The 17633-nt window shown below is 69.6% G+C and carries 18 protein-coding genes; 8 read left to right on the top strand and 10 right to left on the bottom strand.

Annotated elements, in window-relative coordinates; genetic code table 11:
• Positions 1 to 378 precede the first annotated feature (378 nt).
• Genes ABIC70_RS03095 through ABIC70_RS03085 form a run of 3 tightly spaced genes read right to left on the bottom strand, consistent with a single transcriptional unit; the run spans position 379 to position 4042 of the window.
• Positions 379 to 1311, bottom strand: coding sequence for an ABC transporter permease (locus ABIC70_RS03095; protein ID WP_043353306.1), 933 nt, complete (start codon positions 1309 to 1311; stop codon positions 379 to 381).
• On the bottom strand, positions 1277 to 2236 hold the full coding sequence (locus ABIC70_RS03090) for an ABC transporter permease (protein ID WP_043379060.1): 960 nt from the start codon (positions 2234 to 2236) through the stop codon (positions 1277 to 1279). The genes ABIC70_RS03095 and ABIC70_RS03090 overlap by 35 nt, the downstream gene beginning before the upstream one ends.
• A gap of 15 nt (positions 2237 to 2251) precedes the next feature.
• Positions 2252 to 4042 (bottom strand): peptide ABC transporter substrate-binding protein, encoded by a 1791-nt coding sequence (locus ABIC70_RS03085; protein WP_354438850.1) that lies wholly within the window; start codon positions 4040 to 4042, stop codon positions 2252 to 2254.
• 330 nt (positions 4043 to 4372) lie between these two features.
• Here ABIC70_RS03085 and ABIC70_RS03080 point away from each other — a divergent pair, with 330 nt between their 5' ends.
• Positions 4373 to 5794: a M20 family metallopeptidase gene (locus ABIC70_RS03080; RefSeq protein ID WP_354438849.1), complete on the top strand. Its 1422-nt coding sequence runs from the start codon at positions 4373 to 4375 to the stop codon at positions 5792 to 5794.
• Between the two features lie 7 nt (positions 5795 to 5801).
• On the opposite strand, the gene phnE (ABIC70_RS03075) is transcribed toward ABIC70_RS03080, so the two are convergent.
• Genes phnE (ABIC70_RS03075) through phnD form a run of 4 tightly spaced genes read right to left on the bottom strand, consistent with a single transcriptional unit; the run spans position 5802 to position 9269 of the window.
• Entirely contained in the window at positions 5802 to 6617 is an 816-nt protein-coding gene (gene phnE, locus ABIC70_RS03075) for a phosphonate ABC transporter, permease protein PhnE (protein ID WP_043379068.1), read from the bottom strand.
• Positions 6614 to 7420 carry a phosphonate ABC transporter, permease protein PhnE gene (gene phnE / locus ABIC70_RS03070; protein ID WP_354438848.1) on the bottom strand — a complete coding sequence of 269 codons (807 nt, stop codon included), beginning with the start codon at positions 7418 to 7420 and terminating at the stop codon, positions 6614 to 6616. The genes phnE (ABIC70_RS03075) and phnE (ABIC70_RS03070) overlap by 4 nt, the downstream gene beginning before the upstream one ends.
• Positions 7417 to 8220, bottom strand: coding sequence for a phosphonate ABC transporter ATP-binding protein (phnC, locus tag ABIC70_RS03065; RefSeq protein WP_052083927.1), 804 nt, complete (start codon positions 8218 to 8220; stop codon positions 7417 to 7419). Before phnC ends, phnE (ABIC70_RS03070) begins: the two co-directional genes overlap by 4 nt.
• A gap of 26 nt (positions 8221 to 8246) precedes the next feature.
• Entirely contained in the window at positions 8247 to 9269 is a 1023-nt protein-coding gene (gene phnD / locus ABIC70_RS03060; RefSeq protein ID WP_043353999.1) for a phosphate/phosphite/phosphonate ABC transporter substrate-binding protein, read from the bottom strand.
• A gap of 326 nt (positions 9270 to 9595) precedes the next feature.
• Here phnD and ABIC70_RS03055 point away from each other — a divergent pair, with 326 nt between their 5' ends.
• A complete protein-coding gene (locus tag ABIC70_RS03055; RefSeq protein WP_354438846.1) occupies positions 9596 to 10603 on the top strand; it encodes a dienelactone hydrolase family protein in 1008 nt (335 codons plus the stop codon).
• A 47-nt stretch (positions 10604 to 10650) separates the two neighbouring features.
• On the opposite strand, the gene ABIC70_RS03050 is transcribed toward ABIC70_RS03055, so the two are convergent.
• Both ABIC70_RS03050 and ABIC70_RS03045 read right to left on the bottom strand, forming a co-directional pair.
• Positions 10651 to 11043, bottom strand: a complete 393-nt coding sequence (locus ABIC70_RS03050) for a hypothetical protein (RefSeq protein ID WP_354438845.1) — start codon at positions 11041 to 11043, stop codon at positions 10651 to 10653.
• Positions 11040 to 11711, bottom strand: coding sequence for a hypothetical protein (locus tag ABIC70_RS03045; protein ID WP_354438844.1), 672 nt, complete (start codon positions 11709 to 11711; stop codon positions 11040 to 11042). Before ABIC70_RS03045 ends, ABIC70_RS03050 begins: the two co-directional genes overlap by 4 nt.
• 549 nt (positions 11712 to 12260) lie before the next feature.
• Here ABIC70_RS03045 and ABIC70_RS03040 point away from each other — a divergent pair.
• From ABIC70_RS03040 to ABIC70_RS03015, 6 genes are all read left to right on the top strand, one after another.
• Positions 12261 to 13106, top strand: coding sequence for a hypothetical protein (locus ABIC70_RS03040; protein WP_182591386.1), 846 nt, complete (start codon positions 12261 to 12263; stop codon positions 13104 to 13106).
• A 152-nt stretch (positions 13107 to 13258) separates the two neighbouring features.
• A complete protein-coding gene (gene csgH, locus ABIC70_RS03035) occupies positions 13259 to 13540 on the top strand; it encodes a curli-like amyloid fiber formation chaperone CsgH (RefSeq protein ID WP_139239475.1) in 282 nt (93 codons plus the stop codon).
• Between the two features lie 237 nt (positions 13541 to 13777).
• Entirely contained in the window at positions 13778 to 14341 is a 564-nt protein-coding gene (locus ABIC70_RS03030; protein WP_236961864.1) for a hypothetical protein, read from the top strand.
• 4 nt (positions 14342 to 14345) lie between these two features.
• Positions 14346 to 14843 (top strand): curli assembly protein CsgF, encoded by a 498-nt coding sequence (locus tag ABIC70_RS03025; protein ID WP_274926454.1) that lies wholly within the window; start codon positions 14346 to 14348, stop codon positions 14841 to 14843.
• A 116-nt stretch (positions 14844 to 14959) separates the two neighbouring features.
• Positions 14960 to 15871 (top strand): CsgG/HfaB family protein, encoded by a 912-nt coding sequence (locus ABIC70_RS03020; RefSeq protein ID WP_354438842.1) that lies wholly within the window; start codon positions 14960 to 14962, stop codon positions 15869 to 15871.
• Between the two features lie 6 nt (positions 15872 to 15877).
• Entirely contained in the window at positions 15878 to 16876 is a 999-nt protein-coding gene (locus tag ABIC70_RS03015) for a lytic transglycosylase domain-containing protein (protein WP_354438841.1), read from the top strand.
• Here ABIC70_RS03015 and ABIC70_RS03010 read toward each other — a convergent pair.
• Complete coding sequence (locus ABIC70_RS03010) at positions 16870 to 17226, bottom strand: hypothetical protein (RefSeq protein WP_043355336.1); 357 nt, start codon at positions 17224 to 17226, stop codon at positions 16870 to 16872. The genes ABIC70_RS03015 and ABIC70_RS03010 overlap by 7 nt on opposite strands.
• Positions 17227 to 17633 lie beyond the last annotated feature (407 nt).

Below are 17633 nucleotides of genomic sequence, written 5' to 3'. Positions count from 1 at the left end.
GCTTCACTCCTGATCCAGCGGGGTTCGACGGGGCGACTCCACACCGTCCCCGCGTCCTCCGACGCGACGATGTTCCCGCCTCTCCGATGCGCACCGACGCTGATGACGGAGCGCGACGGGCCCCCTCTCCCGTGCGGGAGAGGGTTGGGGTGAGGGATGAGAAGGTTCAGGACCGAGCACACCGTCGACGCTCCGACAGGGCGCGCCCCATCCTGAAAGACCTGATCCCTCACCCTGTCCCTCTCCCGCCCGGGAGAGGGGACCCGCGCCCGATCCTGAAGCCCCAGTGCCGGAAAGGGCCTTCCGGTCTGTCCGCCCCTCTGCGGGGGCAGGCGCGGTCACGGCAAGCCGGCAGCCCTCGAAGCCCCGCCGCATGCCCTAGAGCACCCGGCGCGGGTCGAGGGCGTCGCGCAAACCGTCGCCGATGAAGTTGATCGACAGCACCGTCAGGAAGATCGCGCCCCCCGGGAACAGCGCCCAGTGCGGGGCGACGTCGAGATGGTCCTTGGCGTCGAACAGCAGCCGCCCCCAGGTCGGGATGTCGGGCGGGAAGCCGAGCCCCAGGAAGGAGAGCGTCGATTCCGCGATGATCGCCGACGAGACCTCGATGGAGGCCGCCACGATCACCGGCCCCAGGGCGTTCGGCAGGATGTGGCGGCGCACGAGGTGCCCGGTGGTCGCCCCCTGTGAGCGGGCCGCCTCCACGAACTCCTTCTCGCGCAAGCTCAGGAACTGCGCCCGCACCAGCCGGGCGACCGGCATCCAGCGCAGGCCCCCGATCACCGCGACGATCATCAGGAACACGCCGCCCTGGCTGCCGAACACGGCCTTCAGGCTGTCGCGGAACAGGTAGATCACCAGGAGCAGCAGCGGCAGCTGCGGCAGCGACAGGAACAGGTCGGTCAGCCACATCAGCACCGGGTCGAGGAGGCGGCGCGACATGCCGGCGAGCGCGCCCACCAGCACGCCGATCAGGCTCGCCACCGCCATGGCGGCGAAGCCCACGGCGAGCGAGATCCGGCCGCCGTAGATCATCCGGGCGAGGAGATCCTGGCCGAGATCGTCGGTGCCGAACGGGTGGTCCCAGGACGGACCCTGGAGCTGGGCCGCGAAGTCGATATCGTCGATGGCGACCGGCCAGAGCAGGCCGCCGAACACCACGCCGGCGACGAGGAGCGCCAGCACGCCGACGCTGGCGAGCGCCAGCCGGTGCCGCCGGAAGCGCCGCCACGTCTCCCGCGCCGGCGAGGCCGGCGCGCGGGCGACGGGCACCGCCTCATCGGAGGGCGATGCGAGGGTCGAGCCAGCCATAGAGCAGGTCCGCGACGAGGTTGAACAGGATGACGAGGCCGGCGAACACGAAGGTCACCGCCATCACCACCGGCGTGTCGTTGGCCAGCATCGCGTCGATCAGCAGCGAGCCGATGCCGGGTATCCGGAAGATCTGCTCGGTGACGATGGCGCCGCCGAACACCGCCGGGATCTGGAGGGCGACGAGCGTCACCACCGGGATCAGGGCGTTGCGGGCGATGTGCCGGCGGGTCACCGTGCCCTCCGACAGGCCCTTGGCGCGGGCCGTGGTGACGTAGTCGAGGCGGGCGACGTCCAGCGCCGAGGCGCGCACGTAGCGGGTGTAGGAGGCGGCCTGAAAGAAGCCCAGCACCGCCACCGGCATGATCGCCTGCCGGACATTCGCCCAGACCCAGGGCAGGCCGGAGCCCGGCAGGTCGGCCTGGTAGACGAAGGGCAGCCAGCCGAGCTTGATCGAGAACAGCAGGATGAACAGCAGGCCGGTGAAGAAGGTCGGCAGCGAGAAGCCCACGAAGGCCAGCGTGTTGGCGATCTGGTCGGCGAGCGAGTAGGGCCGGCGCGCCGCGTAGAGGCCCACCGGGACCGCGATCAGCAGCGCCAGAACCTGCGAGGAGCCGACGATGAACAGGGTCGTCGGCAGCCGCTGCAGGATCAGGGTGTCGACATTCACCCGGCTGGCGAAGGAGAAGCCCCAATCCCCCTGCAGCATGGCGGTGAGCCAGTGCAGGTAGCGGGTGAGGATCGGGTCATCGAGGCCGAACTTCACCCGCAGGGCGGCCCGCACCTCCGGGGGCACGTTCGGATTGCTGGCGAGTTCGCCGAACGGGTCGCCCGGCGCGAGCGCCAGGACGGTGAACAGGATCAGGCTGATGCCGAGCAGGCTCGGGATCGCGATCAGGAGCCGTCGCAGGATGTAGGCGCCCATGGCCCGCGCTCCCGCTCAGGCCTCCCTGTACCAGTCGGGCAGGAACGACAGGTCGTTGTCCCAGCCGCTGCGGGGGGCCGTGAGCGTCGCGCCCACCGCCGAGACCTCGGCGCGGTGGATCAGCGGCAGCACGTTCTCGGAGACCGCGAGGTCGTTGCAGGTGATCAGCAGCGCCGCGCGCTTGACCGGGTCGAGCTCGCTCTGGGCGGCGTTGTAGGCCTTGTCGTAGGCGTCGTTGCGCCAGCGCACGACGTTGCGGCCCTGCCACTTGTTGGCCTTCTGGGCCACCTCCCAGGAGGCGTACATGAGCAGCCAGATCGCCGGATCGGCCTGGGTCATGCTGTAGGCGTACATCTCCATGTCGGCGTAGAAATGCGTGCAGGTGTCGGGGTTGGCCGGGTCGGAGGAGAAGAACACCGAGCCGGTCACCGATTTCAGCTCGATCTCGATCCCGGCCTTGGCGGCCGCCTGCTTGATGATCGCCTGGGTCTTCTGACGCGGCGCGTTGATCGAGGTCTGGAAGAGCAGCTTGAGCTTCTTGCCGTCCTTGGCGCGGATGCCGTCGGAGCCCTTCTTCCAGCCGGCCTCGTCGAGGAGCGCGTTGGCCTTGGCCGGGTCGAAGGCGAAGCTCGTGTTCTGCGAGACGAAGCGCTCCGGGCCGTTGACCGTGTTGGCGGTGGGCTTGCCGGTGCGGCCGTAGATGTAGGTCTGGATCGACTTGCGGTCGACCAGCAGGTTCATCGCCTGGCAGACCTTGGGGTCGGAGAAGGCGGGGTGCTTGGTGGTGATCGAGGCGCGCTCGCCGTCGACCTCGACGTTCGGGTCGGTGGCGTTGAGGAGCAGGAACTCGAGCTTGCCGCCGTAGACCACGTCGACCCGGCCCTTGCCGCCGGTCTCCAGGCGCTTCAGCACCTCGTCCTCGATCAGCATGTTCCAGGCGTAGTCGTACTCGCCGGTCTGGAGCACCGCGCGGGCCGCCGAGACCGCGTCGCCGCCGCCCTTCATCTCGATCGTGTCGAAGTACGGCCGGTTCGGCAGGTGGTAGTCGGGATTGCGCTCGCCGCGGACGATGTCGCCGGGCCGGAACTCCACGAACCGGTACGGGCCGGTGCCCACGGGGGCGAGGTTCTGCGGCGCGTCCCGGGACTTGGCGCCGCTATAGGGCCCGAACAGGTGCTTCGGCAGCACCATCCCGACGATGCCCACGAAGGCGTCGCACCAGTAGGGCGTCGGCTTGTCGAACAGCACCCGGACGCTGAGGTCGTCGACCTTCTCGACCTTGCAATCCTTGTAGGAGCCGGCCGTCACCGCCGCGGTGGCGGGGTCGCGGGCGTAGTCCCAGGTGAAGACGAGGTCGTCGGCGGTGAGCGGCTTGCCGTCGTGCCACGTCACGCCGGGCTTCAGCGTCCACACCACCGAGCGGCCGTCGGCGGCGAGCGCCCCGTTCTCCTTCGACGGGATCGAGGCGGCCAGCACCGGCACGAGGTTGCCGTCCGCGTCCCAGGCGGCGAGCGGCTCGTAGAAGATCCGCGAGGCGTCCTGGTCCTTGGTCCCGATGGCGAAATGCGGGTTGATCAGGGTCGGCGCCTGCCACCAGAGCAGCTTCAGGGCGCCGCCGCCGCCGGCCTTGGTCGGCTTATAGCCGGCCCGGATATCGGCCGCCATCGCGACCCCGTTCCCGGCCAGCATCAGCCCGGCCATGGGCGCGGTGAGGCCGAAAGCCACCATCCGCTGCACGAAGGCGCGCCGCGACAGGCGGCCGCCCTTCACCTGCCCGATGAGGCCGCGCAGATCCCGCTCGTCCATGTACGCATTCCCGTTGACCGCCGCGCGGCACAGCAACATTCCGGTGGCGGCCTTGGCAAGGGGCGGGCCAGTGACGGTTCAACCGAAACGTGTTGAGGAAGGTTCGCTTCGTGCGCAGCATGGCCCCGGCCCTGCATGCCAGTCCCTCTCCTGCCGCACCGAGCCGAGCAGCGCGACGCCGCCGTCTCTGCGAGCGCAGCGAAGCAATCCAGCAGCGCCACGTCCCCTGACCGTGCGCAGCCCTGGGTCGCTTCGCTGCGCTCGCGATGACGGCGCGGAGCCCGCTATGATGGCGCGAACGCGACGCGCGACCTTCCGGGAGACGACACGATGGACAACCGCAACACCGTGTGGCGCCACGTCGACGCGCAGACGGAGCGGCTGATCGCCCTGTCCGATCGGGTCTGGGGCATGCCGGAGGTCTGCTACACGGAAGCGCGGTCCTGCGCCGAGCACGTCGCCGAGCTGCGCCACCAGGGCTTCCGCGTAACCGAGCAGGTCGCCGGCATCCCCACCGCCGTGATGGGCGAGGCCGGTGAAGGCGGGCCTGTCATCGCCTTCCTCGGCGAGTACGATGCCCTGCCGGGCCTGTCGCAGGAGGCGGGCGTCGCCGAGCACCGGCCGGTGGTGGCGGGCGGCCACGGCCACGGCTGCGGCCACAACCTCCTCGGCTCGGCGGCTTTGCTCGCCGCCACCGCCCTGAAGGACTGGCTCGCCGAGACCGGCACCCCCGGCCGCGTGCGCTACTACGGCTGTCCCGCCGAGGAGGGCGGCGCCGCCAAGGCGTTCATGGTCCGCGCCGGCGCCTTCGCGGATGCCGACATCGCGATCTCCTGGCATCCGGGCAGCTTCTGGGAGGTGGCGCCGCCGGTGGCGCTCGCCAACACCCGGGCGGATTTCGTCTTCACCGGGCGCACCGCCCACGCGGCGGCTTCCCCGCATCTCGGGCGCTCGGCGCTCGACGCCGTCGAGCTGATGAGCGTCGGCGTGAACTACATGCGGGAGCACATGCCGTCCGACGCGCGGGTCCACTACGCCTATCTCGACGCCGGCGGCATCGCCCCGAACGTCGTCCAGGCCGGCGCCACGGTGCGCTACTCGATCCGGGCGCGCGACCTGCTGGGCATGCTGGCGCTGGTCGAGCGGGTGAAGAAGATCGCCGAGGGCGCCGCCCTGATGACCGAGACCGCCCTCGAGGTGCGAATCGTCAGCGCGGTGTCGAACCTCCTGGGCAACACGCCGCTGGAGCAAGCGCTCCACGGCGTGATGGAGGAGCTCGGGCCGCCGCATTTCGACGAGGCCGACCGGGACTTCGCCGGCCAGATCCGCGCGACGCTCACCGACGGCGACATCGATGCCGTGTTCCGCGCCATCGGGATGCCCCGCACGGAGGCGCCGCTCGCCGATTTCCTCGTGCCCCTCGACGCGCCGCGCAACCCGGCGGTCGGCTCCACGGATGTCGGCGACGTGAGCTGGGTGGTGCCGACCGTCCAGGCCCACGCGCCGACCGTGGCGATCGGCACGCCGTTCCACACCTGGCAGGTGGTGGCGCAGGGAAAGACGCCCGCGGCCCACAAGGCGATGGTGCAGGTCGCCAAGGCGATGGCCGCCACCGGCGCCCGGGCGGTGACCGACGCGGCCCTGCGCGACGCCGCGAAGGCGGACCTCGCCCGCCGGGTCGGCGCCGCCGGCTACGTCTCGCCGCTGCCGCCGGAGGTCGCGCCGCCGCTCGGCATGTCGCTGGGGCGGTGAGGCCCCCTCAGAGCGTCCGGGCGCGGAGCGCCGTCACGACGATCTCGGCCAGGATGACGACGCCGAAGATCGCGGCGAGCACCACGGCGACCTGATCCCAGTAGAGCAGGTTCAGGGCGGTATCGAGCGCGACGCCGATGCCGCCCGCGCCGACCAGCCCGAGCACGGCGGATTCGCGGATGTTGATGTCCCACCGGAACAGCGCGATCGACCAGAAGGCCGGCTTCACCTGCGGCCAGTAGCCGAGCAGCAGCGTCGAGAGCCGGCCGGCGCCCGCGGCCTGCAGGGCCTCGATCGAGCCGCGATTGGCCTCCTCCAGCGCCTCGGCGAACAGCTTGCCGGTGAAGCCGACGGAGCGGAGCGCGATCGCCAGGGTCCCGGCCAGGGGGCCGGGGCCGAACACCGCCACGAACAGCAGCGCCCAGACCAGGGAATTCACCGAGCGCGAGGTCACGAACACGAACTTGGCGAACAGGTTCAGCGCGCGGTTGGGCGTGACGTTGCGGGCCGCCATCAGCCCGATCGGCACCGCGATCGCGATGGCGATCAGGGTGCCGAGGGTCGCGATGTGGAGCGTCTCCACCAGCGCCCGCAGGGTCGGCCCGACATAGCCGGCATCCATCGGCCACATCCGGCCGAACAGGTCGGCCAGCTGCTCGGGGGCGTCGTAGAGGAATTCCGGGATCACCTCGATGGTGCGCAGGCTCGCCACGAAGGCCGCCACCGCGCAGAGCGTGAAGGCGAGCCGCGCCAGCCGCTTCCACAGGGGGAAGCGCTGCCAGTGGCGCGGGCCGGCGGAAGCGGGGGCGAGGGCGACGCTCACTGGAACACCTTGCGGGCCCAGCCGGAGACGATCTCGGCCACCATGATCAGGGCGACGATGACGATCAGGATCGCCAGCACGACGTCGAAGTCGAAGCGCTGGTAGGCGGTGAACAGCGTCGCGCCGATGCCGCCGCCGCCGACGATGCCCACCATGGTGGAGTTCCGCAGGTTGGAATCGAGCTGGTAGGTGGCGAAGCCGATGAAGCGCGGCAGCACCTGCGGCTGCACGCCCATGATCAGGGTCGACAGGAAGCCGGCACCGGTCGCCCGCACCGCCTCGACCTGCTTCAGGGAGATCTCCTCGATCGCCTCGGCGAACAGCTTGGCGATGAAGCCCACCGAGGCGACGATCAGCGCCATGACGCCGGCGAGCGCCCCGAAGCCGATCGCCTTCACGAACAGGATCGCCACGATGATCGGGTGGAACGACCGGCAGAGCGCGATCAGGATGCGGGTCGGCCACGTCACCCAGGCCGGCATCAGGTTGCGGGCCGCCAGGAAGCCGATCGGCAGGGCGACCGCGATGCCGATCACCGTCGCGATCACGGCGATCTGCAGGCTCTCGAGGATGCCCGACTGGATCAGCTCCCAGCGGGAGAAGTTCGGCGGGAACATCCGGGCCAGGAACTGCTGCCCGTGGGCGAGGCCGCCGGCGAAGCGCTCGGGCGAGAAGCCGAGCTGGGTCGCCGCGTAGACCGCGTAGAGGGCGAGGAGCGCCCAGCCGGCGCGGGCGGTCCAGTTGGGCCGGAACGCGACGCGGCCGGCGGCGTCGGAGGAGGCCGGTCGGGCGGTCGGAATCATTCGAGCCAGTTCTCGCCGCCGTAGATGCCGCGCAGGTCGGCCTCGCTCAGCCGGTCGGGCGGCCCGTCATAGACCACGTGCCCGCCCGACATGCCGACGATCCGCGCCGCGAAGCGCTGGGCGAGCGCCACGTTGTGGATGTTGACCACCACCGGCACGCCGCGCTCGGCCGCGAGCCGGGACAGGATCTCCATGATCTCCACGGAGCTCTTCGGATCGAGGGACGAGGTCGGCTCGTCGGCGAGCACGATCTCGGGCTCCTGCATGATCGCCCGGGCGATGCCGACGCGCTGGCGCTGGCCGCCCGACAGGGCGTCGGCCCGGCGGGTGGCGAAGCCCGACAGGCCGACCGCGTCGAGGAGGTCGAAGGCGCGGGCGATGTCGGCCTCGGGGAAGCGGCGCAGCCACGCGCGCCACGCCGGCACGTAGCCGAGGCGGCCGCAGAGCAGGTTCTCCATCACCGAGAGGCGCTCGACCAGGTTGTACTCCTGGAACACCATCCCGATCCGGCGGCGCGCCCGGCGCAGGGCGGGGCCGGAGAGCCGGGCGAGGTCCTCGCCGCGGAACAGGATCTGCCCCGCGGTCGGCTGGACCAGCCGGTTGATGCAGCGGATCAGGGTGCTCTTACCGGTGCCGGACGGCCCGATGATCGCCGTGAGCCCGGTGCCGGGCACCACGAGGTCGATGCCCTTCAGGACCGGCTGGCCGGGCCGGTATTCCTTGGTCAGCCCGCGGATCACCAGGGCGCGGGGATCCTCCGCCCGGGGATCGCCGTCGGGTCCGTCCTTGACCGCGCGCATCGCGCTTCCCGCCGTCACAGCCTGCATCACGGCTTGGGCGCGTCCGCGGCCTTCTTGCGGGCGGCCTCGGCCTCGCGGGCGGCCTCGCGCTCGTAGGCGACCTTGTTGTACGGCGTGCCCGATTCCTCCGCGACCTTGCGGACGATCGCCCAGTCCTTGAGGTAGGTGATCGGCGCGAACCGGTCGTCGCCCTCGAAATCCTTCACCATGTCGGGTGGGAAGCGGAAATCGTAGAAGCACTGCTTCAGCTTCTCGGCGAGGTCCGGCTTGAGATCGTGGGCATAGGCGAAGCCCGAGGTCGGGAACTTCTCGCTCGTGTAGATCACCCGGTAATCGTCGCCCTTGATCGTGCCGCGGGCGACCATCCGGTAGAACACGTCCGAGGCCACCGGGGCGGCGTCGTAGTCGCCGGTGCCGACGCCCAAAGCCGACTTGTCGTGCCCGCCCGAATAGATCAGCTTGTAATCCTCGCCGGGCTTCAGCCCCTGCTCGGGGAAGAGGGCCTTGGGGGCGAGGTTGCCGGAATTCGACGACGGCGCCGTGTGGGCCACGCGCTTGCCCTTCAGGTCGGCCAGCGTCTTGTACGGGCTGCTCGCCTTCACCACGACGATCAGGTTGTAGCCCTCAGACCCCTTCTCGGTGCCCTTGGCGGCGAACGGGACCGCGCCGGCCATGTTGACGGCGAAGCCGAGGGGCCCGGTCGAGAAGCCCGCCACCGTGAGCCGGCCGGAGCGCATCGCCTCGATCTCGGCGGAGTTCGACTGGACCGGATAGTAGACGACCCGCTTGCCCGTGCACTGGCTGAGGTAGGTCGTGAACGGCTTGAACGAGTTCTCGTAGACCGCGGGATCCTCCACCGGCGTGTAGGCGAAGACGATGACGCTCGGGTCACGGGTCTTGGCCGGGACGTCGGCGACGAGATCCTTGTCGGCGTCGCAATAGGCATCGTCGAGCTGGCCGCGGTTGGGACACGCGTCGGCCCTGACGGGCGACAGGGAACCGAAGCCGCAGAGCAGCGCCAGGGCTGCGCCGTATCGGGCGAATGTCACGCGGTATCCTCCCTGCGGAGCCGTGCCTCGGGCCGGCGCCGTCATGTCCTCGCTCGATCGCGGCCGAGCCTTAAGTCGGCAAACTTGTAGGCGGCGGCTTCCGGGCGATGCAAGGCAGTCCGTGGAACAGAAGTTGAAGGACACGGCCCGGTGACAGGGGCCTGCGGCGGCTCCGAAGCGTCCCGTTTCCGTCGGCATCCAGGTGCCCACCGCCGGAGCCCCAGGGCGTGACACCGGGCGCCGAAGGGAAACCGGTTCCGTCCTGGCGCGCCGCGACAGGGCCGCCGCGCCGCTGATACGGTATCGCGCGGCTGTGGAGCGTTTCGATGCGGCGATCAATCCTGTTCCTGACGGCCGGCCTCCTGGCCTGCAGCCCGCGTGCGGCCTCCGCCGAGCCGGCGCAGGACGGCGTCGCCGATCTCGGCAGCTATGCCGCCCGCGTGGAGATGCATCCCTTCGAGAGCCTGACGCTGACCGACCGGCAGTTCCTGACCGGCACGTCCGAGGGTGCGAAGCCCGTCACGGTCGCCGGGCTCCTGCGCATCGCCAAGCCGGGGTCGGAGCGGTTGCCGACCGTGATCCTGATGCACGGCTCCGGGGGCCTCGGCGGCAACATCGAGTTCTGGCAGCGGGCGCTGGCGGCGCGGGGGATCTCGACCTTCGCCATCGACGGCTTCACCGGCCGGGGCCTGACCAGCGTCAACACCGATCAGAGTCTCCTCGCGCGCACGAACCTGATCCTCGACATCTACCGGGCGCTGGGCGTGCTGGCCCAGCATCCGCGGGTCGATCCGGCGCGCATCGCCGTGATGGGCTTCTCGCGCGGCGGCCAGGCTGCGCTGTATGCCAGCCTCAAGCGCTTCGACGCGGCCTGGAACCGCTCCGGCGTCACCCCCGCCCTCTACCTGCCGGTCTATCCCGACTGCGCGATCCGATTCCGGGACGACACCGCCCTGGTGGGTCGGCCGATCCGGATGTTCGGGGGCAGTGGCGACGATTACAATCCGGCCGCGACCTGCGCTGCCTACGCCGAGCGACTGAAGGCGGCCGGCGCCGATGTCGGCCTGACCGTCTATCCCGGCGCGCAGCACGTCTTCGACAACCCGAACGGGCCGGCCCACCCCGTGGTCGCCAAGGGCGCGCAGACGGTCCGCGCCTGCGCGATCCGCGAGGCGGAGGGCGGCGCCCTCGTGGAGGGCCCGAACGCCACGCCGTTCACCTATACCGCCCCGTGCGTGCAGCACGACCCGCATATCGGCTCCGACGCCGCCGCCCGCGCCGCGACCCTGTCGAGCGTCTCGGACGCGCTCGAGGCCGCGTTCCGGCGGCCGTGACGGCCGGATCGTCGCCGGATCGACGCCGGATCGACGCCGTGCAGGCGTCACTGGAGATCGATGACCGTCCGTCCCGACGGATGGGCCCGCGGTGCGGGCTCCCGCCTGTTGCCGAGGAAGTCCGTCGGCGGCAGGGCGCCGGGCTGGGCGCCGGGCAGGGCGCCTGGCTTGGCGACCGGGGCGCCGCGCGCGGCCTGCACCACCTGTTCGGGGCGCTCGGACGTGGCCGGCCCCGCGACCGGCGGCAGGGGCGCCACCACGCGGCCCTCCGCCTGATCGAGGCAGCGCCGCAGGGCGCCCGGGTCCGGCAGCAAGGTGCAATCGTTCACCGAGAGCGGGCTCGGCTGCGCGGCGGCGGGGGCCGCACCGAGGCCGGCCAGCAGGGCCAGGACGGCCTTGGCTTGCCGGGACCGGGCTTGCCGGGACCGGGTCGGGATCATGGCTGCGCCTGCCGGATCCGCGGGTTGACCTGCCGGATCTCGACCTCGCTCGGTTCCGACGGAAGCAGCCTGCGTGGGACCGGCGCCCCGACGCGGCCAGCCTGCTGCTGCGCCTGGGGCGCCATCGGCTGCGGGGACGGAGCATTGGCCCGGACCTGCTGCGGCGGCTGTGCGGGCGTGTCCGCCTGGTCGAGCCGGCCGAGCCGCACCCGCACATACGCGACCGAACGGTTGGCCGCATCGAACCCGCACTCGTAGGTCACGCGTACCCATTCCTTCGCGGGGCTGAGGAAGCGGATCGAATCCCCCCGATAGCGCACCACCGTGGCGGCGCCCTCGGGCGCCTCCGCCTGCTGGAAGATCTTGGCGAAGGGCCGCGAGACCCACTCGAAATCCGTCGGCGCCTGCGCCTCGATCCGCGGCGCGCAGATCTGGGACGCGACCTCGTTGTTGGCGCGCACGCAGGTGGCGTCGCAGCCCGCGGGGGCGGGCGCCGGTTGCGTCGACGCGGCCCTGGCGGAGGCTGGCTGCTGCGCGGGCGGTGTCTGTGGTGAGGCTGCCGGCGGGGCCGGGGCCGCGGGCGGAGCCTCGGCCGAGTTGGCGCCGACGGACCCCAGGGTCGCGGTGGCGAGCAGGACCTGCATCAGCGATCGGCCGCGCTGCCTCATCGTAGCCTCCCACTCAACGCGTATCGCAGACGATTTTTCGTCTTGCGGTGAATTCGATCTCTTCGTCGTCCGCGAAAACCTTTCGGCTCAAGCACAGTCGACGGATCCTAAGCGGCGACGGCGGCATGGCCCTGTGAGACCCGTCCCACATCACCTTTCGGAGCATTCTTGCTTGGCCAGCAACATACCACTTTCAGCCATAACTGATGTGACCAATTTAACACGCCTATACCGACCTGTGATGGCACTAACGAAGACTGCCTATCCCGTGGAATGGATTCTAAGTCAGCGATCGCGGCAGGGCCACTTTAAACAGTTGAGAATGTTCGTCTTTCGACGCGCCATCCATACTGAATTCACGGCACTTTCATCTGAAAAAGGAATCCAGAAAATTGTAAAGATTGTAGATTTTTGCCTAACTCACGCTTGACACCCATCATCGGCTTATGGATACGCTTAACAAGCCGTTAAATCGCTGTAACGATAGAGCGACTGCGATGGCATAGATTGTGTTCGATAGGACACATAAATAAAAATGGGAGTGTATCTATGTTCAAGTCAGTTGTTCTGGCGTCCGCGGCGGTCGCCGGTCTGACGGCCTTTGCGACAGGCGCCTCGGCGCAGTCCCAGACCCCCGTCATGGGCGCTGGAACTACCGCGAACGAAGCCTTCGTCATCCAACGCGGTCTATCGAACTCCGCGGCTGTCGATCAGACCGGAACGAACAATAAGGCCGGCAAGCTCTCGACCAATGTCGACCTGTCAGTCCCGAATCTGTCGGAGAGCAACCTGAACGGCGTCTCGAACGGCGCCCAGACCATTCTGCAGAACGGTGCGTTCAACGAACTGAAGGTCACGCAGGGCGGCTCGAACAACACCGTGAGCACGATCGCCGGCAATCGCTACGGCAATCCGACGATCGGCGTCGCCAACGGCTCGTTCCAGCAAGGCATCGCCAACTCCGTCGACTCGAATCAGCTCGGGACCAACGGCGTGGCGCAGTTCCAGCAGAACGGCGACAAGAACAAGGCGTGGATCACCGCCGAGGCCGGATCGAAGAACACCTACGCGGGCATTTTCCAGTTCAACGGCGACAACAACAGGGCCCGCATCACGCAAGACTACAGAGCTGACAACGCCTATGCCGCGATCGTCCAGTCCGGCGACTATAACGTAGGCAACATCAGCCAGAACGGCAACACCAACTACGCCGCCCTGCTCCAGATCGGCCGAGGCAACGAGGCGTCGATCACGCAGACCGGATCGTCTGTCGGCGCCTTCGGCTATCAGAACGGCTTCGGCAATTATGGATCCATCACGCAGTCGGCGAACTCGGCCAATGCTGCTTTCGCGCAGATCGGCGGCTTCAACAGCGTGACGATCCGCCAGCACTAATGGATCGGGCTGAGGCCCATTCCCAGTCTGACGTGTCCTGGAAGGGGCGCTCCTGCGGGAGCGTCCCTTCTCTCGCCATCCCAGCGTCTTCAATCGCAGGCGCAGTCTCGATCATGCCCAGCCTCACCGTCGATCCGCCCGTCCTCTGTCGCGTGGTCGAGAGCCGCTCGGCCGAAACGACGCGTCTGGCTCTTCGCGTCGAGGCGCCCCGCGGCACCGCAGGGCGGTACAGCCTGGTCGTGCGGAAATCGGATCCGGCAGGCACCGCGACGATGCAGCAGGGCGGTGGCTTCGACCTCGCCCCCGGCGAAACCCGGGATGTCGGCAATCTGACCGTCAGCGTCCTGCCGAACGGCCAGCTCCGGATCGACGCGTCCGTGCTGATCGACGGGCGCAAGATCAACTGCGGTCATATCAGCATATACGATCTTTGATCGGCTGATCGATAATCGCCGATGTCAGTCGGTTGACATACCACTTTTTAGTTATCGGGAAATTATCCGTCGATTCATTGACATGGGCTGCCAACGGCGGCAGCGGTTCGATTCTTATCAGAATTCATTGTGCCATAGTCACCACACGCCGGCTTAGAAGCCGTGTGGATAAGATATTTTGCTGTACGTTATCGAATAGCACTGATTTAAGGTGGGCCAAACAAGCAGGGGGGACAGATGATGCGCCGCACGCGCCGCAGCCGGACCGCAGGTCAAGTGCTGCTCTTCGTCCTCCCGCTCATGGCCGGCTCGGCGGCGGCCCAGGATCGCGTCGCGATCGAACAGATCCAAGCCCTAGCCCAACGCGCCGCGGCCGGTGCTCCGGGGCGGGCGATCCAGGAGAGCGACTACATCCTGGGCAACCAGTCCGGCATCCTGCTGCTCAGCCCGAGCCTCCCGCCCCAGCCGGCAGCCAATCAAGCCCGGGCCCTTCAGGTCGGAACAGGCAACATCTCCACGATCGACATGTCGGGCTACGGGAATGTCGCGGTCCAGAGCATCATCGGCGCGCGCAATACGGTGACGCAGCAGCAGACAGGCTCCTACAATCAGTCGACAGTCTCGGTCTTCGGCGATTCCAACACCGTCGGCACCCGGCAGGACGGCAGCGGCGCGGCCGCGACGATCACGGTCCGCGGCGACAACAACGCCATCTCGGCGCAGCAGCAGGGCAACAACGCCCTGCCGATCAGCATCACGCAAGTCGGCAACGGCGCCAACGTCTCGGTCACCCGGAGGTAACCCCATGCGCTTGTCCCGTCTCCTCGGGCCGCTCGTCTGCGGCGCGGCTCTCCTTGCGGGTGCAGAGGCGCAGGCCAGCAGCCTCGTCTACCAGCCGATCAACCCGTCCTTCGGGGGAAGCCCCCTGAACGGCGCCTGGCTGCAGGCCGAGGCCGCCGCCCAGAACGACGCGCAACGGTCCGCCCAGCGCGACCAGCAGCTGTTCTCGGCGGCCCAGAGCAACGCCAACACCAAGACCCCCGGTCAAATCTTCGCCCAGCAGTTGCAGACGCAGATCTACAGCTCGCTGGCGAACCAGATCACCCAGGCCCTCTTCGGCGAGAACGCCCAGCAGAGCGGCAGCTACAGCTTCGGCGGATCCCAGGTCACGTTCCAGCGTCTGGGGACCAACATCCAGCTCCAGATCTTCGACGGCCAGTCGACCACCACCATCGTCGTCCCGGCGACGGCGGCGGCCGGCGGCAGCGCGATCGCCACGACGCCGCTCTCGGGCGCGCCCTGAAGCCGGGCGCAGGACGATGGAAACCGATCATCCTTGGCGGCCGGCTTCGCCGACCTGTGCCGCGCGAGCGGACGCGGCGGACCGGCATGCGGACCGGAACGGAGACGGCGTTGCCCGTGCGTAGCCTTCTGAACAGCCTGGTCGGCGCCGTCATCCTGTGTGCGGGCCTCGCCGCCTGCGCCCCCTGGGAGCGGGAGCTGCTCGCCCAGGCCCCGGTGGTGACGCCGCCGTCGCCCACCGACCTCAATCTGGAGACGCTGCCGCCGCCGACCCGCCGGGTCGACATCGCGATCTACAGCTTCCCGGACCTCACCGGTCAGAACAAGCCGAACGACAACATCGCGGAATATTCCCGCGCGGTCACGCAGGGCGGGGGCGCCTTCGTGGTCGACGCCCTGCGGCGCGCCGGCCGCGGCCAGTGGTTCTCGGTGGTGGAGCGCACCGGTCTCGCCAATCTGCTGCAGGAGCGGCAGCTCATCCGGGCCACGCGCCAGGAATTCGAGGGCGTGGAGGCCAAGCCGCTGCCGCCGATCCGGTTCGCCGGCCTGATCGTGGAGGGCGGCATCATCGGCTACGATGCCAACACCGTCACGGGCGGCGCCGGCGCCAACCTTCTGGGCATCGGCGGCGACACCAAATACCGGCGCGACGAGGTGACGGTGGCGATGCGCATCGTCTCCGTGCAGAGCGGCGAGGTGCTCAACAGCGTCACGGTGACGAAGACGATCTACTCGGTCGCCCTCAACGCCAACGCGTACCGCTACGTGGCGGTGGCCAAGCTGCTGCAGGTCGAGGCGGGTGTGACCCGCAACGAGCCGACCCAGATGGCCGTCCGCGAGGCGATCGACCTCGCCGTCTACGCGACGATCATGGAAGGCACGCGCAAGAAGCTCTGGCGCTTCCGGGACCCGGTGCTCGGGACGCGCTTGATCGACGCGTACCTCGCCCGCGACAAGCCGACGCCGCTCGAGGTTCCGGCCGCAGAGGCGCCGGTGGCGCCGGTGGGGCCGGTGGTGGTCAAGTCCTGAACCGCCATGCTGGAGCCCGTCGCACGCCCGCTCCGGTTCGGCCACCGCCGCAGGGGCGTGCGGGGGCCGCTCGCCCTCTGTCTCGTGCTGGCCGCCGCCCTGACCCCGATCATCGCGCCCCGGGCATCGAGCACCGCGCGTGCCCCGATGGCGCCGGATGCGGCCGACCTCACACCCTTCGCGCAAAGTGCGCCGCCGCCGATTGGGCCGGTGGCCAGCTTGGTCCGGTGGCCGGCGATCAGTCCGGCGATCAGTCCGGCCATGGCCGACCTTCTGGTCCTGGATCGGGGCGCGTTCCAGCCGATCGATGCCGCGTCACTGCTGTTCTCGCGGGGTGATGGCGACCTGGACCGGCTGATCGCGACCGCGGCCGCGGCCAACGACCTGCCGCCCGACTTCTTCCTGCGCCTTCTGCGTCAGGAGAGCGGCCTCAATCCCTATGCGGTCAGTCCGGTCGGCGCACAGGGAATCGCCCAGTTCATGCCCGGGACCGCCGCCGAGCGCGGCCTGCGAAACCCGTTCGATCCCGTGGAGGCGATTCCGAAATCCGCCGAACTCCTGCGCGAGCACCGCGCGCGCTTCGGCAATCTCGGTTTGGCGGCCGCCGCGTACAATGCCGGCCCTCAGCGCGTGCGCGGATGGCTCGACGGCCGTTCGGGCATGCCCGCCGAGACGCGCGACTACGTGATCCGCATCACGGGCCGCCCCCTGGAGGAGTGGGCCCTGCAGAGCGGCCGGTCCCTGCCGGGGACGGCGCTGGCCTTCCTCGCCCCGCGCAGTCTCGACTCTGCCTGGGCCGGCCGCGCCGACCCGCTCCTGCGTCCTGCGTCCCTGCTAGAGGCCGAGGCGGTCTTGCGCGACGGGCCCGTGCCGTCGACGGCGCGCTCCGCCAGGACGAGGCCCCAGCGCCCGTCGGCACGGAGCCCGCAGCCGCGCTCCGAGCAGGCCCTCTGCGCGGTCCTGAACGGCGAAGGCCGCACCTGCCTCGTCCAGGCGGTCTATTGAGGGGGCGCGAGCTGCTCGATCCGGACCGCCTGGGCGGGCGTGGTCGGCTGGCGGCTCTGCCGAAGCCTGCGCCGCTTCCCGCGCCGTGATGCCCCCGCCGCCGGGATTGGGCCCGCCGCCTCAAGCAGGGACCGGTCGATCACCGGCGCCCGCTGAAACGCAGCCGGTCGCGGGCCGGGCGCGAGGCGCTGCCCCTCGTAGAGTTCGATGCAGTCCCGGAGGGCCGTCGGGTCGCGGATGAAGGTGCAGTCGTTCACGTTCGGCACCGGCGCGCCCTGCGCCGCAGCGGCGGTGATGCTCCCCGCGGCGGCGGCGGCGAACACAATCGTCCGCAGTGCAAATCCGGACATGGACGAACCTCACGGCCGTGCAGGCGAGTCGCCGCGTCGGCCTGAAACTACATTATTCAGCGTCTATCAGAACATTCACCTATCCTGCCAGTTCCGAAATTCTGATTTCGCTCGATCTCCAGAGGCCAGATCTGGGCCGCGGCCGCCGGTCGGGCGCGCGGCCGAGGCCCGCCCGACTTCGCCGCCCCGTTTCGCAGCATCGACCGGCGCTCGGCGGACCGCCGCGCCACGTCGCCGAGGGGGCCATCTCCACATCCGCAAGTCATGTCGGCGAGACGGCCGGCTCCTAGTGGCCTGCAAGCGGCGGCACCTGGCGCAGGCGCCCCCTCGTCCGACCGATGCCTGCGGGACGGGCCTGATCGGCAATGGCACAGCGATCCGGTGGGATGTCGGTGAGGGCCGCTCAA

It is taken from the genome of Methylobacterium sp. 1973 (assembly GCF_040545035.1).
GTDB classification, from domain to species: Bacteria; Pseudomonadota; Alphaproteobacteria; order Rhizobiales; family Beijerinckiaceae; genus Methylobacterium; species Methylobacterium fujisawaense.
Note: the sequence above shows the minus strand (reverse complement) of the source record. Positions and strands in the feature narration are given on the sequence as shown.